Source organism: Allokutzneria albata, assembly GCF_900103775.1.
Taxonomy (GTDB): Bacteria; Actinomycetota; Actinomycetes; order Mycobacteriales; family Pseudonocardiaceae; genus Allokutzneria; species Allokutzneria albata.
In genome coordinates, this window is record NZ_LT629701.1 from 8,110,126 (window position 1) to 8,132,683 (window position 22,558).

The 22,558-nt window shown below is 70.1% G+C and carries 22 protein-coding genes; 9 read left to right on the top strand and 13 right to left on the bottom strand.

The window, feature by feature from the left end; genetic code table 11:
• Positions 1-17 precede the first annotated feature (17 nt).
• The 6 genes from BLT28_RS37210 (at position 18) to BLT28_RS37235 (ending at position 5,470) form a co-directional block, all read left to right on the top strand.
• Complete coding sequence (locus BLT28_RS37210) at positions 18-572, top strand: hypothetical protein (protein WP_030428483.1); 555 nt, start codon at positions 18-20, stop codon at positions 570-572.
• A gap of 108 nt (positions 573-680) precedes the next feature.
• The gene (locus BLT28_RS37215; protein ID WP_030428482.1) at positions 681-1,388 is read left to right on the top strand and encodes a response regulator transcription factor; all 708 of its coding nucleotides are present in this window, start codon (positions 681-683) and stop codon (positions 1,386-1,388) included.
• A gap of 26 nt (positions 1,389-1,414) precedes the next feature.
• Complete coding sequence (locus BLT28_RS37220; RefSeq protein WP_052407134.1) at positions 1,415-2,353, top strand: sensor histidine kinase; 939 nt, start codon at positions 1,415-1,417, stop codon at positions 2,351-2,353.
• 240 nt (positions 2,354-2,593) lie between these two features.
• The gene (locus BLT28_RS37225; protein ID WP_030428480.1) at positions 2,594-3,445 is read left to right on the top strand and encodes a M23 family metallopeptidase; all 852 of its coding nucleotides are present in this window, start codon (positions 2,594-2,596) and stop codon (positions 3,443-3,445) included.
• 119 nt (positions 3,446-3,564) lie between these two features.
• Positions 3,565-3,948, top strand: a complete 384-nt coding sequence (locus tag BLT28_RS37230; protein ID WP_043810851.1) for a peptidase inhibitor family I36 protein — start codon at positions 3,565-3,567, stop codon at positions 3,946-3,948.
• 1 nt (position 3,949) lies between these two features.
• A complete protein-coding gene (locus BLT28_RS37235) occupies positions 3,950-5,470 on the top strand; it encodes an alkaline phosphatase D family protein (RefSeq protein WP_030428479.1) in 1,521 nt (506 codons plus the stop codon).
• Here BLT28_RS37235 and BLT28_RS37240 read toward each other — a convergent pair.
• The 6 genes from BLT28_RS37240 to BLT28_RS37265 form a co-directional block, all read right to left on the bottom strand.
• Positions 5,434-6,687, bottom strand: coding sequence for an MFS transporter (locus BLT28_RS37240; protein ID WP_197683930.1), 1,254 nt, complete (start codon positions 6,685-6,687; stop codon positions 5,434-5,436). The two genes, BLT28_RS37235 and BLT28_RS37240, sit on opposite strands and share 37 nt — an antisense overlap.
• A gap of 102 nt (positions 6,688-6,789) precedes the next feature.
• A complete protein-coding gene (locus BLT28_RS37245; RefSeq protein WP_030428477.1) occupies positions 6,790-7,788 on the bottom strand; it encodes a TIGR03842 family LLM class F420-dependent oxidoreductase in 999 nt (332 codons plus the stop codon).
• A 9-nt stretch (positions 7,789-7,797) separates the two neighbouring features.
• Entirely contained in the window at positions 7,798-9,288 is a 1,491-nt protein-coding gene (locus BLT28_RS37250) for a CoA-acylating methylmalonate-semialdehyde dehydrogenase (protein WP_269459619.1), read from the bottom strand.
• Between the two features lie 7 nt (positions 9,289-9,295).
• Entirely contained in the window at positions 9,296-10,699 is a 1,404-nt protein-coding gene (gene hydA / locus BLT28_RS37255) for a dihydropyrimidinase (RefSeq protein WP_030428475.1), read from the bottom strand.
• Positions 10,696-12,045: an aspartate aminotransferase family protein gene (locus BLT28_RS37260; protein ID WP_052407133.1), complete on the bottom strand. Its 1,350-nt coding sequence runs from the start codon at positions 12,043-12,045 to the stop codon at positions 10,696-10,698. The genes hydA and BLT28_RS37260 overlap by 4 nt, the downstream gene beginning before the upstream one ends.
• Before the next feature lie 5 nt (positions 12,046-12,050).
• Positions 12,051-12,893, bottom strand: a complete 843-nt coding sequence (locus BLT28_RS37265; RefSeq protein ID WP_030428473.1) for a nitrilase-related carbon-nitrogen hydrolase — start codon at positions 12,891-12,893, stop codon at positions 12,051-12,053.
• A gap of 129 nt (positions 12,894-13,022) precedes the next feature.
• Between BLT28_RS37265 and BLT28_RS37270 the strand changes: the two genes are divergently transcribed.
• Positions 13,023-14,390 (top strand): aminotransferase class I/II-fold pyridoxal phosphate-dependent enzyme, encoded by a 1,368-nt coding sequence (locus BLT28_RS37270; protein ID WP_030428472.1) that lies wholly within the window; start codon positions 13,023-13,025, stop codon positions 14,388-14,390.
• 213 nt (positions 14,391-14,603) lie between these two features.
• On the opposite strand, the gene BLT28_RS37275 is transcribed toward BLT28_RS37270, so the two are convergent.
• Entirely contained in the window at positions 14,604-14,894 is a 291-nt protein-coding gene (locus tag BLT28_RS37275) for a hypothetical protein (RefSeq protein ID WP_156050704.1), read from the bottom strand.
• A gap of 241 nt (positions 14,895-15,135) precedes the next feature.
• Here BLT28_RS37275 and BLT28_RS37280 point away from each other — a divergent pair, with 241 nt between their 5' ends.
• Both BLT28_RS37280 and BLT28_RS37285 read left to right on the top strand, forming a co-directional pair.
• The gene (locus BLT28_RS37280) at positions 15,136-15,510 is read left to right on the top strand and encodes a hypothetical protein (RefSeq protein WP_043810942.1); all 375 of its coding nucleotides are present in this window, start codon (positions 15,136-15,138) and stop codon (positions 15,508-15,510) included.
• Positions 15,507-15,836 (top strand): DUF3817 domain-containing protein, encoded by a 330-nt coding sequence (locus BLT28_RS37285; protein ID WP_030428469.1) that lies wholly within the window; start codon positions 15,507-15,509, stop codon positions 15,834-15,836. Before BLT28_RS37280 ends, BLT28_RS37285 begins: the two co-directional genes overlap by 4 nt.
• Here the strand turns inward: BLT28_RS37285 and BLT28_RS37290 are convergent.
• From BLT28_RS37290 to pucD, 6 genes are read right to left on the bottom strand one after another with little or no spacing between them, the layout of a single operon-like run.
• Entirely contained in the window at positions 15,833-16,402 is a 570-nt protein-coding gene (locus BLT28_RS37290; RefSeq protein ID WP_030428468.1) for a nucleotidyltransferase family protein, read from the bottom strand. The two genes, BLT28_RS37285 and BLT28_RS37290, sit on opposite strands and share 4 nt — an antisense overlap.
• Positions 16,399-17,517 carry an allantoicase gene (gene alc, locus BLT28_RS37295; protein ID WP_030428467.1) on the bottom strand — a complete coding sequence of 373 codons (1,119 nt, stop codon included), beginning with the start codon at positions 17,515-17,517 and terminating at the stop codon, positions 16,399-16,401. Before alc ends, BLT28_RS37290 begins: the two co-directional genes overlap by 4 nt.
• Positions 17,514-18,818: an allantoinase AllB gene (gene allB / locus BLT28_RS37300; protein WP_030428466.1), complete on the bottom strand. Its 1,305-nt coding sequence runs from the start codon at positions 18,816-18,818 to the stop codon at positions 17,514-17,516. Before allB ends, alc begins: the two co-directional genes overlap by 4 nt.
• On the bottom strand, positions 18,815-19,204 hold the full coding sequence (locus tag BLT28_RS37305) for an allophanate hydrolase-related protein (protein ID WP_030428465.1): 390 nt from the start codon (positions 19,202-19,204) through the stop codon (positions 18,815-18,817). Before BLT28_RS37305 ends, allB begins: the two co-directional genes overlap by 4 nt.
• A 16-nt stretch (positions 19,205-19,220) precedes the next feature.
• Complete coding sequence (locus BLT28_RS37310) at positions 19,221-20,258, bottom strand: XdhC family protein (RefSeq protein ID WP_030428464.1); 1,038 nt, start codon at positions 20,256-20,258, stop codon at positions 19,221-19,223.
• A gap of 1 nt (position 20,259) precedes the next feature.
• Positions 20,260-22,527: a xanthine dehydrogenase subunit D gene (gene pucD, locus BLT28_RS37315; RefSeq protein ID WP_030428463.1), complete on the bottom strand. Its 2,268-nt coding sequence runs from the start codon at positions 22,525-22,527 to the stop codon at positions 20,260-20,262.
• Between the last annotated feature and the right edge of the window lie 31 nt (positions 22,528-22,558).

The window sequence follows — 22,558 nt, forward strand, 5'->3', positions numbered from 1 at the left end:
GCTGCCAGCCTGCTGGCATGACGCGAACGAAACTTGTGTTGAGTGGCGCCGTCTGCGCGGTGGCCGTCGTGCTCGGTGCGTCCGGGACCGCCCTGGCGGCCCCGGACGCCGAGCTGGCCAGCGCCGCCACCGCGAAGAAGATCAAGGACAACGCGGGCATCTCCCTGCTGAACTCCCACGTCAGCGGCAGGCACCACCCGGCGTCGACGGCGCGCACCAACATCGCCGACGCCGCGGCGGGCCGCAAGGCCAGCACGAGCCCGTGGAGCGACGTCGGGGTCAAGAAGGTGGCGCTCACCGAACGCATGCTCGGCGGCATGCTGAAGATGCGCACGACGGCCGGCTACAAGTTCCGGGTGACCACGATCGTCGGCGGCGACCACAGCACCAACTCGCGGCACTACGCGGGGCTGGCCTTCGACGTCGACCAGATCAACGGGCGCGCGGTCAGCTCCAGCCACCCCAACTTCCGGGCCTTTATGAGCAAGTGCCGGGCGTACGGGGCGACCGAGGTGCTCGGCCCGGGCGACGCCGGGCACAGCGGGCACGTCCACTGCGCGTGGCCGCGCTGAACGCCGTAAGCGCTTCGTAAGACCACAGATCCCCTGCATGCCGTTCCCTGGAAGCCAGACAGGTGTCCTGACTTCCAGGGAGCGGCGTTGATCTGTTACACCACGTCGATGGAGGAACTGCCGAAGGCCGAGGTCACCGGCCGGGTGCTCGTCGTCGACGACGACCTCACCGTGCGCGACGTGGTGCGTCGCTACCTCGAACTCGCCGGGCACCGCGTGGAGTTGGCCGGCGACGGGGAGCAGGCGCTGCGCATGGCCGCCGCGCACGAGCCGGACCTCGTCGTGCTCGACCTCATGCTGCCCGGCCTCGACGGCCTGGAGGTCTGCCGCCGCCTGCGCGAGCACAGCGCCGTCCCGGTCATCATGCTCACCGCGCGCGGTGATGAGGAGGACCGGGTCCTCGGTCTGTCCCTCGGCGCCGACGACTACGTCAGCAAGCCGTTCAGCGCCCGTGAGCTCGCGCTGCGGGTCTCCTCCGTGCTGCGCCGGGTCGGTCCGCGTCCGGTCACGGCTGCCGGCCTCAGCGACGGCTCGCTCCGGCTCGACCTGACCGCGCGCCGGGTCGAGCGCGACGGCCGCGAGCTGACCCTGACCGGCCGAGAGTTCGATCTGCTCGCCTTCCTCATGGAGCACCCCGGCCGCGCGTACAGCCGTGCCGATCTGCTGGCGGAGGTGTGGGGCTGGGAGTTCGGCGACCAGTCCACGGTGACGGTGCACGTGCGGCGGCTGCGCGAGAAGGTCGAGGCCGATCCGGCGAACCCCGTGCGGATCGCGACCGTGTGGGGCGTCGGTTACCGCTACGACCCATCGGGGTGAGTCCGGTGCTCGCCGACCTGCCGAAGATGGCGCTGATCGGGCTCGCCTGCGCGGGGCCGGTCGCGGCGCTCGGCACTGTATTACTGCACCGCATGCGGCGCGGCTCGCTGACCGTGTCCATGGGGGTGCTCGTCCTGGTCCCGCTCGCCGCCACGCTGGCCGGGATCATCGGCATCTGCGGCTTCATGTACACCCAGCAGACGCAGGCCGCGCTCGTGGTGTGCGGGCTGGTCACGCTGATCACCGTGCCGGTCGCGCTGCTCCTCGGCCGCTCGATCAGCAGGCACAGCGTGTGGGAGCGCGAGGCCGAACGCGCTCGCCGCGAACTCGTCTCGTGGATCAGCCACGACCTGCGCACGCCGCTCGCGGGCATCAGGGTGATGACGGAGGCGCTCGCGGACGGAGTCGTGTCCGATCCGGCGGAGGTGCGCGACTACGTCCTCCGCGTGCGCGGCGAGACCGACCGGCTGTCCGGAATGGTCGACGATCTTTTCGAGCTGTCACGGATCAACGCGGGCGAAGTGCGGCCTCGACGCGAGCCCGTGCCGCTGCGCGACGTCATAGAGGACGTGGTCGGTTCGCCCTCCGTGCGCGTGGAGGTGACGGAGTGGCCGGTGGTGCTCGGCGGGGAGCGCGAGCTCGGTCGGGCGTTGCGGAACCTGGTGGACAACGCGCTCCGGCATGGGACGGTCACGGTCCGTGCGGGCGTGACCGGCGACGACGCGTGGGTGACGGTCGACGACGAGTGCGGCGGTATTCCCGATGACGATCTTGAGCGGGTGTTCGAGGTCGCCTTCCGGGGTGGCTCCGCGCGGACTCCGGGGGAGTCGGGAGCCGGGCTCGGACTGCCCATCGCCCAGGGACTTGTTACTGCGCTTGGCGGTTCCGTCACCGTGTCCAACTGTGGATCGGGTTGCCGGTTCCGGGTCACCGTCCCCCGTGCGCCGCAGGTCGGACGCGTTTAAGCCGCTCAGGCGCGCGTTCCCTCAAGGTTGCGTTAACTAACGGTAGTTGTTTGTGGGATAGGTCACCCTCTAGGCGGATGAGGGTTGCCCCTACTGGTAACCCCCCGTTAGCTTCGCCGCTGCACATCACGGTCCGAACGCACACCAAGGACACGGCACCCGGCCGCCCAGCCGGAGCCACCCCGGATCCCCCGCCGGGCGTCCGGTTCGGACTCCCCGACGTGAGTGGAAGGGCTGGTAGTGGCTCGACATCGTTCCCCGGGTGGGGCAACCTCCCCGGCTCTGGAAGAAGCTTTACGACGCGCCGGCAAGATCGCCGGCCCCAAGCGGGTTCGTCGCCCGTCCAGCAGCACCAAGTCCGCTCCCGCCGGTAAGGCGGCGGTCGCAGCGGTCGCGGCAGGCGCCCTGATCGTCATCGGATACCAGGGAGCGTCCGCCAGCGGTTCCGACTCGGCCTCGGCCGAGGCCAACCTCTTCAAGGCCCGCTACGCCGCCCCGCCGAAGTCGGTGGAGATGCTGCGCAGCGTCGCGCAGGAGGACCCCTCGGCGGAGCTGACCAAGCTGAGCCTGGGCGTGCGGGCCCAGGACGAGCGCACCGCCGCCGAGAACCAGGCGCGCGCCGCGGCCGAGGATGCCGCCAAGAAGGCCGTGAAGGCCGCGGAGGACGCCCGCAAGGCCGCCGAGGAGAAGAAGAACGCCGTGCGCGGCGCCTTCGCCAAGCCCGCTGAGGGCAGACTGACCTCCGGCTTCGGCGCCCGCTGGGGCGGCAGCCACCGCGGTATCGACATCGCCAACGCCATCGGCACCCCGATCCGGGCCGCCGCGGCCGGCGTGGTCATCGACGCCGGTCCGGCCAGCGGCTTCGGCCTGTGGGTCCGCGTCCAGCACGAGGACGGCACGATCACCACCTACGGCCACATGAACACCATCACCACGCGCCTGGGCGCGAAGGTGGCCGCGGGCGAGCAGATCGCCACCATCGGCAACCGCGGCCAGTCCACCGGCCCGCACCTGCACTTCGAGGTGAAGCTGCCTGGCGGCCGCGACGTCGACCCGAAGGCGTGGCTGGCCCAGCGCGGCATCTTCGTCTGATTCCGCTCGTTCCCGAGACCCCGGCCCAGTGCCGGGGTTTTCGGCATTCGGCGGTACGCCTTCCCGACAGGTCCTGACAAAGTCTTCGCGTTGTAGGTCAGAGACTGACTGGGGGACGCATGGTCAGGCGAATCACGGCGGTGCTCGCGGGCGCCGTGCTACTGGCGCTGACGACCGCCGGGACGGCGTCGGCAGCGAGCAAGAACGGCAAGTGCGAGTCCGGTGAGCTGTGCTTGTACCGCCTGGCCGGCTACACCGGCGGACTGCTGGACTTCGTCGCCGACGACGCGAACTACACCAACGGCGACGTCTTCCACGGGACGACGTACGCGCTGGACAACCGGGCCACCTCGGTGGTCAACAACGACCCGGCCCGCTGCGTGACGCTGTACCAGGACATCAACCACGCCAAGCCGATGATCACGATCGGCCCGCGGTCGGCGGTGTCGCACCTGCGGCAGCTGGACAACCTGGCCAGCTCGCACAAGTGGACGGCGTGCTGACATGGTCCAGTTGAACCGGCGCATCTTCCTCATCGGCGGCCTCGTGGCCGCGACCGGCGCCACGCCCGCGCGGCGCATGGCCGCCTCGCCGTTCACCCTCGGCGTCGCTTCCGGAGAGCCGAGCACCGACGGGTTCGTGCTGTGGACGCGGCTCGCGGTCGCGCCGCTCAACGGCGACGGGCTCGGCGGCATGCCCAACCGCGACATCGAAGTCCGTTGGGAGGTCTCGGACAACGAGTCCTTCGCGCCCCTGGCCGCATCTGGCACCGTGCTCGCCCGTCTCGCCGAAGCGCACACCGTGCACGTAGAGGTCGGTGGGCTGAAGGCGGGCGCGAAGTACTTCTACCGCTTCCTCGCCGACGGTCACGAGTCCCCGCGTGGGACTGCCGGAACCGCTCCGTCCGGGTTGACGGCGAAGCTGACCTTCGCGTTCGGCTCGTGCGCGCACTACGAACACGGCTTCTTCCACGCCTACCGGTACATGGCGCAGGACAAGCCCGACCTCGTGCTCTTCCTCGGTGACTACATCTACGAGGCGCCGTGGCGCACGAGCGCGGGCCCGGTGCCCAATCCGAGCCGGAAGTACTTGCCGCGCAAGGAAGTCACGACGCTCGCCGAGTACCGCCTGCGCTACGCCCAGCACCGGATGGACCCCAACCTCCAGGCCGCGCACGCCACCGCTCCGTGGCTCGTGGTGTTCGATGACCACGAGGTGGAGAACAACTGGGCGGCCGGCGACCGCGGCGACAACAGTCCGACCGGTGACTTCAAGGCGCGCAAGACCGCCGCGCTGCAGGCGTTCTACGAGAACATGCCCCTGCGTGCCGCGCAGCGTCCCAATGGGACTGCGATTCCCTTGTACCGCAGGGTTTCCTGGGGCGGGTTGGCGCGGTTCCACATGCTCGACACGCGCCAGTACCGGTGGAAGCAGGCTCCGGACAAGGACTGCGCGGTGATCCGCGATCCGCGCCGCACCCTCACCGGGGACGCGCAGGAGAAGTGGTTGCTCGACGGGCTCGCCGAGCGCGCTGCTCGATGGGATTTCCTTGGGCAGCAGGTGTTCTTCGCGCAACGCGACAACGACGGCAAACCCGCGACCTGTGACGTCAGCAGCGACGCCTGGGACGGCTACCCGCATTCCCGAGACCGGATCGTCCAGGGCTGGCTGGACCGCCAAGTGCGCAACCCGGTCGTGCTGACCGGTGACGTGCACCGGCATTGGGCGGCGAACATCAAGCAGGATTACTTCGCCGCCAACGCCCCCGTTGTCGGCACGGAGTTCGTCGTCGGCTCGATCACCTCGCCCAACGACGGAGTGCCGAGCGCGGCGTACCTGAAAGCCAATCCCCACCTGCGTTTCGTCAGCCAACGGCGCGGCTACGCGCACATCACCGCCACACCGGAGAACCTGACGGCCAAGTACTTCACCATCTCCACCGCGCTGGAGCCCGATCCGGCCAAGGTCACCAGGAGCGTGGCGAAGACCTACACGGTCGCAGACGGCAAGCCGGGACTCGGCTGAGGGGTGTCGATCGTCCGGATGCCCTTGCTGCAGAAGCAGTAGAGCGCGGTGAGGGCACATCCGGCACCGATCACCACGAAGCCGAACGGAGCGCCGAACCCGTCGATCACCGGCCCGGCGGCGAGCAGACCGACCGGGGTGAGCGCGCTGCTCAGCGCGACCACCGTGCCGATCACCCGGCCGCGCAGGTGGTCGGGCGTGCGCTGCTGGTGCGCCGTCGCGACGATCGGGTTCAGCGGGCCTGCCACGATCCCGATCGCGACGGCGAGCGCGATCATGCCGTAGACCGGCGGCGTGAACACGTACAGCGAGAGGCCCACGCCGGCCAGCAGCAGCCCGACGCCCAGGGTGAGCCGCATGTTCAGCCGCTCCGCGACCACGCCGTAGCCCATCGCCCCGATCACCGTGCCGACCGGGAACGCCGCCAGCACGAGCCCGGCGAGCGCGGGCGGGACCGCCTCGCCCTGCAGGTAGGCCGGGAAGAACACCGGGTCGATCGGGCTCAGGAAGATCATCGCGATCACCGACATCATGGTGACCGAGCGCAGCACGGGATCGCGCAGCACGAACACCAGCCCGGTGCGCACCGAGCGGAGGTAGGACTCCTCGCGGGCCTGGGGGCGCGGTGGCACCCTCGGTACGCCGAACCACACCAGGACGACGGCCATCAGGAACATGCCGACCGTCACCCACAGCGTGTCGGCCGGTCCGATGAAGCCGATCAGCAGTCCGGCGAGCGCGGGGCCGCCGAACGCGCCGAGGCTGTCCACCGTCTCGCCCCACGCGTTGAGCTTCACCAGCGGGACGCCTGAGTGCTTGGCCACGTCCGGGCGCAGCGACTCCCGTGCCGCCATTCCCGGGCCGTCGAAGGTCGCGCCGATCGCCACCAGCAACGCCATGACCGCCGCGTTGATGCCGAACAGGGCGTCCACGATCGGCACGGCCGCCACCGCGAGCGCGCTGAGCACGTCGGCGCCGTTGCTGACCAGCTTCCGCCCGGCGCGGTCGATCAACGCGCTGCCGAACATCGCCGACAGCACGCCCGGCAGCACCGCCGCGGCACCCACCAGCCCCGCCGCCGTCGCGCTGCCCGTGCGCTGCAGGATCAGCCACGGCAACGCCATCGCCACGACCGCGTTGCCCATCACCGACAGCCCGGTGGCGCCCAGCAGGCACCACACCGCCCCGCGCCCACGCCTTCCCTCAGGAACCCCCACAATCCAAAACGGTACACCATTGTTCCACTCTGCGCTCCCGCGCTGACGCACCGAACGGGTCGTTCGGGAGATCGAGTACCCGAACGACCCGTTCAGCGTGGGTCAGGAGAGGGCGGGGATGATCTTGCTGCCGTAGGCGGCGACGGTGGCCTCCTTGGCGTCGTGCATGTTGTAGACGGCGAACTGGTCCACGCCCAGGGACCTGAGGTGTTCCAGCTTCTCGACGTGCTTCTCGGGCGGGCCGATGAGGCAGAAGCGGTCCACGATCTCGTCGGGCACGAAGTCGGTGCTCGGGTTGCCCGCCTTGCCGTGGTGGCTGTAGTCGTAGCCCTGCCGCTCCTTGATGTACGCGGTCAGCGCCTCCGGGACCATGTCGGAGTGCTCGCCGTAGCGCGCCACCAGGTCGGCGACGTGGTTGCCGACCATGCCGCCGAACCACCGGCACTGCGACCGCGCGTGGTCGAGGTCCTCGCTGACGTAGGCGGGCGCGGCGACGCAGATCTTCACCGACGACGGATCGCGACCGGCCTCGGCGGCCGCCGAGCGCACGGCCTTGACCATCCACTCGGTGAGGTAGGGATCGGCGAGCTGGAGGATGAAGCCGTCGGCCTGCTTCCCGGTCAGCTCCAACGCCTTCGGCCCGTACGCCGCCATCCACACGGGCAGCGAGCCGTCGCGCACCCAGGGGATCCGCACGTCCTTGTCGTTGATCCGGACCGAGCGGCCCTCGGCCAGCTCCTTGATCACGTGCATGGCCTCGCCGAGGCGGGCCAGGGTGTTCGGCTTGTTGCCGACCACGCGCATCGCGGAGTCGCCGCGGCCGATGCCGCAGACCGTGCGGTTGCCGTACATGTCGTTGAGCGTGGCGAACAGCGAGGCCGTCACCGACCAGTCCCTGGTGCCAGGGTTGGTCACCATCGGCCCGACGATCATCGAGGAGGTCTGCGCCAGGATCTGGCTGTAGATCACGAACGGTTCCTGCCACAGGATGCAGGAGTCGAAGGTCCAGCCGTAGCCGAACCCGGCGTCCTCGGACCGCTTCATCAGCTCGATCACCCCGGACGCGGGGGGATCGGTCTGCAACACCATGCCGAAGTCCACGACGTCCTCCTAGCGGTTCTGCGGGAAGCCGAGATCAATACCACGGTCGGCCGGGTTGGGCCAGCGCGAGGTGACGACCTTGCCGCGGGTGTAGAAGTGCACGCCCTCGGGCCCGTACGCGTGGCTGTCGCCGAACAGCGAGGCCTTCCACCCGCCGAAGGAGTAGTAGGAGACCGGCACCGGGATCGGCACGTTCACGCCGACCATGCCCGCCTCCACCTCGTTCTGGAACTTCCGCGCCGCGCCGCCGTCCCTGGTGAAGATCGCCGCGCCGTTGCCCCACTGGTTGGAGTTGATCAGCCCGACGGCCTCGTCGTAGCTGTCCACCCGGACCACCGACAGCACCGGCCCGAAGATCTCGTCGGTGTAGACGCTCATCTCCGGGGTGACGTTGTCGATCAGGCTCACGCCGAGGAAGAACCCGTCCCCGTCAACGGAGAGCTCGCGCCCGTCGACGACGACCGTGGCTCCGGCAGCCGCTCCAGCGTCCACATAGGACGCCACCTTGTCGCGGTGCTCGCGGGTGATCAGCGGACCCATCTCGGACTTCGGGTCGTCACCGGGGCCGATGCGCAGGTTCGCGATCCGCTCGGTGATCCTCGGGACCAGCTCGTCGCCCGCAGCTCCCACCGCGACCAGCACGGAGACGGCCATGCAGCGCTCACCGGCCGAGCCGTAGGCCGCCGAGACGGCCGCGTCCGCGGCGAGGTCCATGTCCGCGTCCGGCAGCACGATCATGTGGTTCTTCGCGCCACCGAGGGCCTGAACCCGTTTGCCCGCGGCGGTTCCACGCGAGTACACGTGCTGCGCGATCGGTGTGGAGCCGACGAACGACACGGCCTTCACGTCGGAGTGGTCCAGCAGCGCGTTCACCGCGGTGGCGTCGCCGTGAACCACGTTCAGCACGCCCGCGGGCAGCCCGGCCTCACCGAACAGCTCCGCGACGCGCAGCGCCGCCGACGGGTCCTTCTCGCTCGGCTTGAGCACGAAGGTGTTGCCGCAGGCGATGGCGATCGGGAACATCCACAGCGGAACCATCGCCGGGAAGTTGAACGGCGTGATGCCCGCGACCACGCCGAGCGGCTGGCGCAGCGAGTACACGTCCACCGCGCTGGAGGCGGCCTCGGAGTACCCGCCCTTCACCAGGTGCGGGATGCCGCAGGCGAACTCCACGACCTCCAGGCCGCGCGCGAGTTCGCCGAGCGCGTCGGAGTGCACCTTGCCGTGCTCGGAGGTCAGCAGCGTCGCGATCTCGTCGCGGTTGGCGTGCAACAGCTCCCGGTAGGCGAACAGGATCTGCGAGCGCTTCGCCAGCGAGGCGTTGCGCCACGAGGCGAACGCCTCCTTCGCCGTGGCCACCGCGGTGTCCACATCGGACACCGAGGCGAGCGCGACCTGCCCGGTCTGCTCACCGGTCGCCGGGTTGGTCACCGGACCGAAGCGCCCCGAGGTGCCCTCGCTGGGCTTGCCACCGATCCAGTGGTTGATCGTCTTCACCAACGAGCTCCTAGGTCAGGTACTGGCAGGTCTCGCGCGGCACGTACGCGCCGTCGCCCTTGCGGCCGTGGTAGGCGTTGTCCTCGATCAGCACCCGGCCCCTGGACAGCACGGTCTCGACCTTGCCGGTGATCCGCTTGCCCTCGTAGCAGGAGTAGTCGACGTTCATGTGGTGCGTCTCGGCGGACATGACCTGCTCCGCCTTCGGGTCGTAGATCACCACGTCGGCGTCCGCGCCCGGCTGGAGCACGCCCTTGCGCCCGTACAGGCCGAACATCCGCGCCGGGGTGGCGCAGGCGATCTCGATCCACCGGCGGCGGCTGATGTGGCCGTCGACGACGCCCTGGTGCAGCAGGTCCATCCGGGACTCCACGCCCGGCAGACCGTTGGGGATCTTGGTGAAGTCCCCGATGCCCAGTTCCTTCTGGTCCTTGAAGCAGAACGGGCAGTGGTCGGTCGACACCACGGACAGGTCGTTGGTGCGCAGGCCCTTCCACAGCTGGGCCTGGTGCTCCACCGGGCGCAGCGGGGTCGAGCACACGTACTTCGAGCCCTCGAAGCCCGGCTTCGCCAAGTCATCGGTGGACAGGTAGAGGTACTGCGGACACGTCTCGGCGAAGACGTTGAGCCCCATGTCCCGCGCGGTCGCGACCTCGTCCAGCGCCTGCGACGCCGACAGGTGCACGATGTACAGCGGCGACCCGGCGACGCGGGCGAGCTGGATCGCGCGGTGCGTCGCCTCGGACTCCAGCAGCTCGCGGCGCACGACACCGTGGTACTTCGGGTCGGTCTGCCCGCGCTCCAGTGCCTGTGCGGCGAGGACGTCGATCGCGATGCCGTTCTCGGCGTGCATCATGATCAGGCCGCCGTTGTCCCCGGCGCGCTGCATCGCGCGGAGGATCTGGCCGTCGTCGCTGTAGAGCACGCCCGGGTAGGCCATGAACAGCTTGAAGCTGGTCACGCCCTCGCCGACGAGCACGTCCATCTCCTTCAGCGACGCCTCGTTCACGTCGCTGACGATCATGTGGAACGCGTAGTCGATGGCGCACTCGCCCTCGGCCTTGGCGTGCCACGCGTCCAGGCCCTCGCGCAGCGAGGAACCCTTCTGCTGGATGGCGAAGTCCACGATCGTCGTGGTGCCGCCCCACGCCGCCGCGCGCGTGCCGGTCTCGAAGGTGTCCGCGGCGACGGTGCCGCCGAACGGCATCTCCATGTGCGTGTGCGCGTCGACGCCACCCGGCAGCACGTACTTGCCGGTCGCGTCGATCACCTTGTCCGCGTTGGCCGTCCACGAGGACGCCAGCTCGGAGCCGGTGACCGCGAGCGCGACGACCTTGTCGGCATCGATGAGCACGTCCGCGTGCAGCTCGTCGGACGAGTTGATCACCAAGCCGTTCTGGATGACGATCTTCATGAGGACGCCCCCGCGGTGTTGGTGCTCGACCCCGCGAGCGGGTCTTCGGCGTCATTGGCCACGGTCAAAGCGTGCTTCAAGATCCGCAAGCCTTCCTCGGCCTCCGCGCGGGTCAGCGACAAGGGCGGTGCGAGGCGCAACACGTTGCCGCTCAAGCCACCCTTGCCGATCAGCAGACCACCTTCGCGTGCCGCGTTGAGCGCAGCGTTGGCGGCCCCCGGAGCGGGGTCGAGCGTGCCGGGTTTGACCAGCTCGACGCCGATCATCAGGCCCTTGCCGCGCACGTCGGCGACAACGGGCAGCTCGGCCCCGACGGCGCGCAGCTGCTCGATCAGCCAGCCGCCGACCTCGCGCGAGTTCGCCGGGAGGTCGTTGTCCAGCAGGTACTTCAGGTTCGCCAGGCCCGCCGCCATGGTGATCGGGCTGCCGCCGAAGGTGGACAACGAGTTGGCCTGGAGACAGTTCATCACCTCGGCGCGGGCGATCACGCCGCCGATGGAGGCGCCGTTGCCGATGCCCTTGGCGAAGGTCACGATGTCCGGCGTGACGCCCTCGGGCGCGTGCGCCTGCCAGCCCCAGAAGTTCTCGCCGGTGCGGCCCCAGCCGGTCTGCACCTCGTCGCTGATCCACAGGATGCCGTGCTCGTCCAGCACCTCCTTGAAGGCGCCGTAGAGACCGTCCGGCGGCACGCTGAACCCGCCGACGCCCTGGATCGGCTCGGCGATCAGGCAGGCGACGTTCTTCGCGGTCTGGTCCAGCACCTCGCGCAGGTCGGCGACGCACGCGGCGATGTAGTCGTCCTTCGGCAGGTCCTTGAACGGGCTGCGGAAGCTGTTCGCGCCGTGCACGTAGAAGGTCTGGAACGGCGAGAGGCTGGTCGCCGACCACGCCGAGTTCCCGGTGATCGACACCGCCGAGAACGACCGGCCGTGGTAGCTGTTGCGCATCGCCAGCACCTGGTTGGACCGGCGGTAGCTGGTGGCCAGCAGCAGCGCGGCGTCGTTGGCCTCCGTGCCGCTGGTGGTGAAGAAGACGCGCGCGTCCGGGATACCGGACACCGACGCGATCTGCTCGGCCAGCTCGACCATCTGGCGGCTCAGGTAGACCGTCGAGGTGTGCAGGATCTTCCCGGCCTGCTCGGTGATGGCCTTGGTGACCTCGGGCAGCGCGTGCGCCGTCATCGTGGTCAGGATGCCGCCGAAGAAGTCGAGGTAGCGATTGCCCTCTGCGTCCCAGACGTGGCGGCCCTCGCCGCGGTCGAGCTCGATGGGCGGGTCGTAGTAGGTGGCGATCCAGCTCGGCATGACCGCCTGGTGGCGGGCGTAGAGGTCGGCGTGCGCTCCCATGTCGATCACGCCTCCGTCAGCGGGCCGTAGGCGTCCGGGCGGCGGTCGCGGTAGAACGCCCATTGCTGACGCACTTCGTCGATCAGGTCGAGGTCGAGGTCGCGCACGACCAGCTCCTCGTCGTGGGCGCTGGCGGGCTCGCCGACGAACTGGCCGCGCGGGTCGACGAAGTAGCTGGTCCCGTAGAAGTCGTTGTCGCCGTACTCCTCGACACCGACCCGGTTGATCGCGGCCACGAAGTACTCGTTGGCGACGGCGGCGGCGGGCTGCTCCAGCTTCCACAGGTAGGAGGAGAGCCCGCGGTGGGTGGCGGAGGGGTTGTAGACGATCTGCGCGCCCGCCAGGCCCAGCGCGCGCCAGCCCTCCGGGAAGTGCCGGTCGTAGCAGATGTAGACGCCGACCTTGCCGACCGCGGTGTCGAACACCGGCCAGCCCAGGTTGCCCGGCTTGAAGTAGTACTTCTCCCAGAAGCCCTTGACCTGCGGGATGTGGTGCTTGCGGTACTTGCCGAGGTAGGAGCCGTCGGCGTCGATCACCGCGGCGGTGTTGTAGTAGAAGCCGGACTGCTCGACCTCGTAGACCGGCACGACCAGCACCATGCCGGTCTCCTTGGCCAGCGCCTGCATCCGCCGCACCGTGGGGCCGTCCGGCACCGGCTCGGCCCACTTGTAGTGCTCCGGCTCCTGCACCTGGCAGAAGTAGGGGGCGTTGAACACCTCCTGGAAGCCCATGATCTTCGCGCCCTGCGCGGCGGCGTCACGGGCGTACTTCTCGTGCAGCTCGATCATCGAGTCCGTGTCGCCGGTCCACTTGGTCTGGACGAGCGCCGCGCGTACCACGTTGGCCATGCCAGAGCTCCCTGTGCGATGGGCGGTAGAGGGTGTAGAACCTATGAACCGGAACACACTGGTGCAATACGTAGTTTGTTACCGGACAAACTTTCACCCAGCTGCCGGTGGAGCTCTGACGGGATGACCATGGACGTTGATCTCAGCTGGCTCGCCGACCGGATCGAGGACACCTCGGCCGAGGGCATCGCGGCCTCGGTGAACCGGCTGATCAGGGCCGGTGAGCTGGTGATCGGCAGCAAGCTGCCCACCGTGCGCGCGCTGGCCCGTGCGATCGGCGTCAGCCCGACCACGGTCAGCGAGTCGTGGCGGTCACTGACCCGGGTCGGAGCCATTGAGACCAGGGGGCGCAACGGCAGCTTCGTGACCGGACGGCAGCGCCGCGCCGAGCCCGGCCGCTTCTGGCGGCTCGCCGCTGCCACCGGCCGCTTCACCAGGGACCTCTCCGCGGGCGTCCCGGACCCCGATCTGCTGCCCCCGCTCGGCCCGGCGCTGGCGCGCGTCGACGGCCAGCCGCCGCTGTCCGGCTACCTGGACACCCCGGTGCTGCCGGAGCTGGAGCGGCTGGTGCGGGAGTCGTGGCGGGGTGTCTGCGACCCGCAGGAGCTGACCATCGTCAACGGTTCGCTGGACGGCATCGACCGGGCGCTCAGCCAGCTCGTCGCGCTCGGCGACCGGGTGATCGTGGAGAACCCGACCTTCCCGCCGTTCCTGGACCTGCTCGACGCCGTCGGCGCCACCCCGCTGCCCGTGCCGATGGACGCCGAGGGGATGTGCCCGGACGCGTTGCGCGCCGCGCTCGCCGAGGAGCCCACCGCGCTCCTGATGCAGCCCCGCGCGCAGAACCCCACCGGCACCAGCACCTCCGCGCGCCGGGTGGCCGAGCTCGCCGCACTGCTCGCGGAAGCGCCCGACGTGGTGGTGATCGAGGACGACCACGTCGGCGATGTCGCGGTGGCGGAGCCGGTCAGCCTCGCCACGGCGCTGCCGGAGCGCGTGGTGCGCATCCAGAGCTTTTCCAAGTCCCACGGTCCTGACCTGCGGTTGGCGGCTCTCGGTGGGCCTTCGGCACTGGTCGGCCCGCTCGTCGCGCGGCGGCACCTGGGCGCGGCGTGGTCCAGCAGGCTGCTCCAGGAGATCCTCGTCGGCATGCTCACCGACCCGGGCAGCATCGCCGCGGTGGCACGAGCGCGGTCGGTCTACGCGGAGCGGCGGGAGGCGTTGCGCGCGGCCCTGTCGGCTCGCGGGGTGAACTCGATCGGTGCTGACGGCATCAACCTCTGGGTCGAGGTGGAGCGCGAGCGAGAGGCGCTGGTCGTGCTCGCGGCCCAGGGCATCGGTGCCGCGCCGGGAGCGCCCTTCCTGGTCCGCTCCACGGGGACGAGTCACCTGCGCATCACCACCGCTGTGCTCCCACTGTCCGAAGTGGACTTGGTGGCCGACGCCCTCGCCGAGGCGGCCCGCCCCTACCCGCCGTACACGCCCGCCGCCATGTGAAGCACGAAAGCGGCGGGCGGCACCACCCGATGGGTGGCCTGGCCGCCCGCCGCCGCGGGGACCGCTCGTCCGCGCTCAGCGCGGGGCGGCCGTGGAGTCGTGTGCTGCCTCACCGCCGGGGTAAGGGGTCTCGGGGCCACGGCCGGACCCACTTCGGAGCCGGGGCAGCGGTCATCGGGCTGCTGCGTTCGGCGCCCGCGCGGACGCCCTCGGTCACCATGTCGCACGCTCGCAGGCTCTCCTGGCGTCGTAGGCCTTGACGCCGGAGTCCAGCAGTTCGTCCACGCAGCGTTCGAAGTGGTAGTCGGAGTGGAACCCGAGCTCGCCGTGCGCGCACGCGTTGTCGTGGCTGCGTTCGGTGTCGATCCCGATGCGCTCCAGGTACTTCAGGCAGTGCCCGATGTCCGCCGACGCCGTGGGGGTCATCACCACTGGCAGGGCGAGCGCGGCGAGCGCGGCGAGTGCGGCGACGGTGAGCTGGGCCACTCGTGAGGTGCGGGACACGACGGGAACCTCCTGCGGTCAGCGGGTGGGATCTCTTCCAGCTCACCCCGGGAATCCTTGTGCTGCAACGAAATGCACCCCGCAGGAGTTCATCACGCCGCCGTGGTGGTACGCACGGGGTGCCGATCTCGACGCTGTGTGCCGCCCTGGGCCGATCGTGCGGCTTATCGTCACCGGACGGGAGTCGCTGCCGGAGCACACCGTCACGCGATCGCCCGATGCGGCGGTGTACCGTCGACGTGTGCTCGCCAGGCTGTTGACCCCCCGCTGGTTGGTGCTGCATGTGCTGGCCGTCCTCTGGGTGGTCATCTGCTGCGCGCTCGGCTGGTGGCAGTGGGAACGTTCGCAGTCGGCCGGCGGCAGCTGGCTCAACCTCGGCTACGCCCTGCAGTGGCCCCTCTTCGCGCTCTTCGGCGTCTACATGTGGGTGCGGACGGCGCGGATGGAGCTGGCCGAGGAACGCGGGGAGGCCCCGCAGGAGCCCGCCCCGGTCCAGGTGAAGCCGACCAGCTACGGGCGGCGGCCGGTGGTGACCGCGGCGCCGGACGAGGCCGACCCCGAACTGGACGAGTACAACCGCTACCTCCGCGAACTCCGCGACCAGGAGACGAGATGACCCAGCAGCAGGACACGCCGACTCACGCCAAGGCCCTCGTGCGGTACCGGGTGATGGCGTACATCGTCGGGTTCGCGCTGCTGGCGCTGCTGGTGGCGATGGCGCTGCGGCTGACCACCGACATCACCGCGCCCTCGGCGATCATCGCGCCCGCGCACGGCTTCCTCTACATGGTCTACCTGGTGGCCGCGTTCGACCTGGCGCAGCGCTGCAAGTGGTCGGCCAAGGGCACGCTGCTGGTGCTCATCGCGGGCACGATCCCCTTCGTCTCCTTCTACGCGGAGAAGCAGGTCGTGCGCCGCGTCGAAGCAGGCGAGAAGCTCTAACCCGGCAGGTCCTCCGGCCGGTCCACGTCGGCGCCGGAGGCGACGTCGTCGCAGGCCACCAGCACGGGCGGGTGATCGCGCAGGTACGTGCGGGCGCCCTGGTCGCCGCTGGCGGCGGTGGCGACGCCGGCCCAGTGGGCTCGGCCCAGGAGCACGGGGTGGCCCCGGACGCCGTCGAAGGACGCCGCGGCGAGCACGTCGGGCGTGGACAGCTCGGCCACCCGGCGGACCGCCGCGGGGGTGATGCCCGGCATGTCCACCGGGAGCACGAGCACCGCGGCCGCCCGGCACGAGATCAGGCCCATCAGCCCGGCGCGCAGCGAGGAGCCCATACCGCTGGCCCACTCCGCGTTGCGCACGAACAGCGCGTCGTCGAGCGCGGCGCGGGCGCGGACCTCGTCGGCCCGCGCCCCCACCACCACGACCACCGGATCGGCACCGGCCTCGCGCAGCGTCCGCACCGCGCGCTCGACCAACAGCTCGCCGTGCAGCTCGACCAGTGCCTTGGGCCTGCCGTAGCGCACGCCCGCGCCCGCGGCCAGCACGATCCCGGCCACCTGGTTCATCGCAGGATCAACGCCAGTTCCTCCGGTAGCTCCGTGACGGGGCGGGCCGCGACCACCTCGGTGGCCGCCGCCTCCGTCAGTCCGCAGTCGCCGGTCAGCACCGCGACCGCGTGCTCGGCGGGCAGCAGGTTGAACCAGCTCAACGCCAGACCGGTCCCGGCGTCCTCGGTCAGCTTGCCCCACAACCGGAACCGCGCCACCCCGCCATCGGGGTGGATGTCCAGCCGCACGTGCGTCACGGGGGTGTTTCCGGTGAGCCGGAAGCGATGCCGGGTGTCCGGCCGCACCTCGGTCTGTTCCAGCAACGGGGTCCACGTGACGCCGTCCTCGCTGCCGGACAAGGTGATCGAGTGCGGCGGGTTGCCCTTGTAGTGCAATGTGGACAGTTCGGCGACCTTCGGCACGGCAGCCCCGGCCAGGCGCAGCACCGCCCAGTCGTTGCCCTCGCCGCGACGCCGGGCGGTCTCCCAGCCGTCGCTCATGAACTTGGACTCGCCGGGCTGCAACATGTTGTTGGGCGGGGAGAAGAAGCTGTCGCTGCACGCGGTCGTCCGGCCGCCGTTGACCAACGCGACGAGGTCCAGCGGCATGTCGACCAGTTCGCGTGGATCGGGCAACGGCTCCCCGAGCACGCGCAACCGCGCGACGCCGCCGTCCGGGTGGATGGTCAGCCGCACATGGGTGAAGCGCTGGGAGTCCGACACCTGGAAGGTGTTCGCGGTGTTGCCCTGGAGCGGGCTGCGCGGCACCAGTTCGACCCACGTGTGCTCGTCCAGGTCCTCTGCCGCGGGGTAGCCCTCCACCGCCGTTGCCTCGACCGTGCAGCTCTCCGGGTAGTTGCCGACGAAGTACGCGGTGTCCACCACGACGGTCCGGATCAGGCCCGGTGCCCCGAGCCGCACGATCACCCAGTCGGAGCCTGGTTCGCCGCGCCGCCGCCGGGTCTCCCAGCCGTCGTACTCCTGTCCCTTGGGGGTGAAGGTGTGCGGCCGGAAGGTCGGCGGCTCCGGCTTGATCAGGTTCTCCTTCTCCGCGAAGAACTCGTCGTTGGCGGCGATCACCGACCCGCCGAGCGGGCGGGCGGCGAGGTCGGGGAGGTCGGGCTGGTCGGTCACCTGGTGTCCCTCCTGATCAACTCTCCAAGGGGTTCCTGGCCAACGGAGGTGCCGCGAAGCCAGGTGTTGACCACCACGCCGCGCAGGGTCCGGCCCGCGTACGGCGTGACAGGGTTGCGGTGCAACAGTTCCCCGGGGTCCACGATGAACTCCGCAGCGGGGTCGAACGCGACGAGGTCGGCGTCGGCGCCCACCGCGATGGCGCCCTTGCGGCCGGTCAGCCCGGCCAGCTCGGCGGGTCCGGAACTCATCCACCGCACGACGTCGGCCAGCTCGTGCCCGCGTCGCCGGGCCTCGGTCCACATCACCGGCAGCCCGAGCTGGAGCGAGGAGATCCCGCCCCACGCCGTGCCGAAACTGCCTTCCTTCAAACTCTCGGTGCAGGGGGAGTGGTCGGAGACGACACAGGTGATCGTGCCGTCGGCAAGGGCCCGCCACAGCTCGTCGGCGTTGTCCCGGTCCCGGATCGGCGGACAGCACTTGAAAGCCGTCGCGCCGTCCGGGATCTCCTTGGCGTCGAGGGTCAGGTAGTGCGGACAGCTCTCCGCGGTGAGAGCGGATGAACGAATCTCCGACAACGCGGACGCGGAGGACAGGTGCAGCACGTGCACGCGTGCCCGCGCTCGTTCCGCCAGCCCCGCGAGCCGGGCGATCGCCTTGTCCTCCGCGCGGGGAGGCCGAGAGGCGAGGAATCCCGCGTAGTCGTCGCTGTCCGGCGCTTCGGCCAGCTCGGCGGGATCTTCGGCGTGCACGATCAGCAGGGCGTCCAACCGCCGCAGCTCCGCGAGCACGTCGGGCAGCTCGGCCCAGGACAGCGGCGGGAACTCGTCCACTCCGGACGGTGAGGTGAAGCACTTGAAACCGAACACCCCGGCCTCGTGCAGCTCGGCGAGGTGGTGGGTGTTGCCCGGGATCGCGCCGCCCCAGAAGCCCACGTCGACGTAGCACTTCCCTTGTGCGGCAGCACGTTTGGTCGCCAGCGCCGCGGCGTCGACGGTCGGCGGCAACGAGTTCAGCGGCATGTCGATCAGCGTGGTGACACCGCCCGCCGCCGCCGCCCGGGTCGCCGTCGCGAAACCCTCCCACTCCGTTCGCCCCGGCTCGTTGACGTGCACGTGGGTGTCGACGAGCCCGGGCAGGAGGGCGACGTCGCCCAGGTCGACGTTCACCGGAGCGTCCACAGCGGATGAATGGGCCACGATCGCGGCGACCTTGCCGTCCCGCACGCAGACCGCGGCCGGTCGGACGCCGTCCGGCAGGTGGACGCCGCGTGAACGCACGACCAGGTCGTACGCGGTCACTGCGGGTTCCCCTGCGAAGCGCACCACCTGCGCCAGTCGCCGACCTCGGAGATGTCGATCAGCTGGTCGGCGCCGCCGAAGGACTTGCGCAGGACCGTTGCCAGACAGGCGGTTCCGTCCTCCAGCTCGATCACACCGAGTTCCAGTTCGGCGGGCTCGGCGGGCAGGAGGTGGTGCAGCAGGGTTTCCAGGGGGACGTCGTAGAGCTCGCCGACCACGCTGTGCCCGCCCTCGCCGACCTCGTGCATGGCGGGGAACCGGTTGCCGACGGAGAAGTACCGGTACTTCGGTGCGCTGCGGGCGACGCGCACCGGCTCCGCGCCCTGGAGCTGGTGGTGCAACGGGCCGCCGCGCATGCCGCCGCCGTTGAGGAACAGCAGTGCCATTACCGCCTCCGATTACTCAGCCGTGCCGATGGATCGGTCCGTCTACTTCGGATAGTGGCCGTCCGGTTCCGCCGTGGCGGGCCGCGACGATCTCCGCCGCGATCGAGACGGCGGTCTCCTCGGGGCTGCGCGCGCCCAGGTCGAGCCCGATCGGCGCGCGCAGCCTGGCCAGGTCCGCCTCGCTCACCCCGGCCGCCCGCAGCCGCTCCAGCCTGGCCTCGTTGGTGCGCCGGGAACCGAGCGCGCCCACGAAGGCCAGTGGCATGCGCAGCGCCGCGACCAGGACGGGGATGTCGAACTTCTCGTCGTGCGTGAGCACGCAGACCACGGTCCGCGCGTCCGTGTGCGTGCTCGCCAGGTAGCGGTGTGGCCACTCCACGACGACCTCGTCGGCATCGGGGAAGCGTTCCGCGGTCGCGAACACCGAGCGCGCGTCGCAGATCGTCACGTGGTAGCCGAGGAAACGGCCGATCCTGGACACCGCGCCCGCGTAGTCGACCGCGCCGAAGACGAGCATCCTCGGCGGGGACGCGATGGACTCGACGAAGACCTCCCGGCCGCCGGGCAGCGTGCGCAGGCCCGTTCTAGCGGTCAGCAGCATCTCCCGAGCCACACCGTGCGCTTCCGGAACCGCGTCGCCAACGTGGTGATCGGCGAAGACGGCGACCTCCTCCCCGGTGTCGAGCACGGTCACCAAGGCGACGGCCTGCGCGTCTCTCGCGGCGCTGACCGCGGCGGTCATCGCGGCCGAACGTCCACTTCGGACGAACACCTCGATCTCGCCGCCGCAGGTCAGGCCGACCGCGAACGGGTCGTCCGGCGAGAAGCCGAAGCTGTGCCGCAGGATTCCGCCCTCGCTGAGGACCTGTTGCGCCAGCTCGTAGACAGCGCCTTCGACGCACCCGCCGGAGACGCTGCCCACCACCGCCCCGTCCCCGCGCACCGCCATGGCCGCGCCAGGGCTGCGCGGAGCACTGCCCCGCACGTCGATCACGGTGGCTACCGCGAAGTCAGCATCACCCCACCGCGCCAGCTCTCCGGCGATCTCGTGCACGTCACGTCCCGGTGATGTGCTCGGGGCGCACCGGGATGCGGTTGAGCGCCAGCTTCGTGGCATCGCGGATGGCCGCGACGATCGCGGGTGTCGACGAGATCGTCGGAGGCTCGCCGACACCGCGCAGGCCGTACGGCGCGTTCGGATCGGCCAGCTCCAGCACGTCGATGGTCATCGGCGGCATGTCCAGGATCGTCGGGATCAGGTAGTCGGTGAACGACGGGTTGCGGATCTTGGCCCCGGAGAGCTGGATCTCCTCCATCACCGCCAGCCCGAGGCCCTGCGCCGAACCGCCCTGGATCTGCCCGATGACCGCATCCGGGTTCATCGCCTTGCCGACGTCCTGAGCGCAGGCCAGCTCGACCACGCGCACCAGGCCGAGCTCGACGTCGACGTCCACCACCGCGCGGTGGGCGGCGAAACCGTACTGCACGTGGGCGTTGCCCTGCCCGGTCAGCGGGTCGATCGGGAACGACGGGCGGTGCCGGTACTCGCGGGTGTGCTCGACCGCCCGGTCCCCGAGGACCTCGCTGAGATCGGCGAGCACGCCACGACTGGCGGAGACGACTTTCCCGCCTTCCAGGGCCAAGTCGCTCACGCCGAAACGCTCGCGGGCGAGGTCGAACACCTCAGCGCGCACAGCGGCGCAGGCGGACTGCACCGCACCGCCGGTGACGTAGCTCTGCCGGGAGGCCGACGTGGAGCCGGCGCTGCCCACCGAGGTGTCGGCGGGCTGGATGGTCACCCGCTGCACGCCCAGCTCGGTCCGTGCGATCTGCGCCTGCAGGGTGACCAGGCCCTGGCCGACCTCGACGGCCGCCGTGTGCACCATCGCGACGGGCTCGCCGCCGATGACTTCCAAGCGCACCCGTGCCGTGGAGTAGTCGTCGAAACCTTCGGAGAAGCAGATGTTCTTGATGCCGATGCCGTAGCCGACCCCACGCACGACTCCTTCGCCGTGCGTGGTGTTGGACGCGCCCCCCGGCATCGTCCGAATGTCCACTTCGGACGTTCGAGCCGGGGGCATGGGCTTGTCGCGAACCCGCTCCATCAGCTCGCGGACCGGAGCGGCGGAGTCGACCAGCTGCCCGGTCGGCATGATCGAGCCTTCGCTCATGGCGTTGCGCAGCCGGATCTCCACCGGGTCGACACCGATCGCCTCGGCGAGCTTGTCCATCTGCGACTCGTACGCGAAGCAGGCTTGGACAGCCCCGAATCCGCGCATGGCACCGCACGGCGGGTTGTTGGTGTACGCGCCCCAAGCCTCGATCTTCACGTTGGGGACGTTGTACGGGCCGACGCCGAGCGTGGCAGCGTTCGCGACGACCGCGCCGGTGCTCGATGCGTAAGCACCACCGTCGAGGAACATCTTCGCCTTGACGTAGACCAGTTTCCCGTCGCGGTCCGCACCGTGCTCGTAATGCATCACGGCGGGGTGGCGGTGGACGTGGCCGAAGAACGACTCTTCGCGGGTGTAGACCATCTTCACCGGCTTGTTGGTGTGCAACGCCAGCATGCACGCGTGCACCTGCATCGACAGGTCTTCGCGCGCGCCGAAGGCCCCGCCCACACCGGCCAGGGTGATCCTCACCTTGTCCTGCGGGAGGTTCAGCGCGGGCGCGATCTGCTGCTGGTCCACGTGCAGCCACTGCGTCGCCACGTACAGGTCGACGCCACCGTCCTCGGCGGGCACCGCCATGCCGGACTCCGGGCCCAGGAACGCCTGGTCCTGCATGCCGACTTCGTAGGTGCCACTGACCACCACCTCGGCGGTCGCGTCCTGGTCGCCGAACAGGATCGGCACGTAGCGCACCAGGTTCCCGCCCTCGTGCAGCTTCGGCACGCCCTCGCCGAAGATCGCGGTCTCCGCGTCGTCGACCGGATCGAGGACCTCGTAGTCCACCAGGATCGCCGCAGCCGCTCTGCGCGCGGTCTCCGGGTGGTCCGCGGCCACGATCGCGACCGCTTCACCTTGGTAGCGAACGACATCCACGGCGAGCACCGGTTGATCGATGTGCTCAAGCCCGTAAGCGTTCTGACCTGGCACGTCTTCGTGCGTGAGCGCCGCGTACACGCCGGGCAGCGCGAGCGCAGGGCCCACGTCGATCGATCGGATGCGTGCGTAGGGGTGCGGAGTCCGCAGCGTCACGCCCCACAGCATGTGGTCGGCCCACAGGTCGGACGAGTACGCGAACTCCCCGCGCACCTTCAAAGCACCATCCGGGCGCAGCGGGCTTTCACCGACTCCGCCCGTGATGGGCGTGGTCAGCGGCGGATTCGAAGTGCGGGTCGTCTGTGCT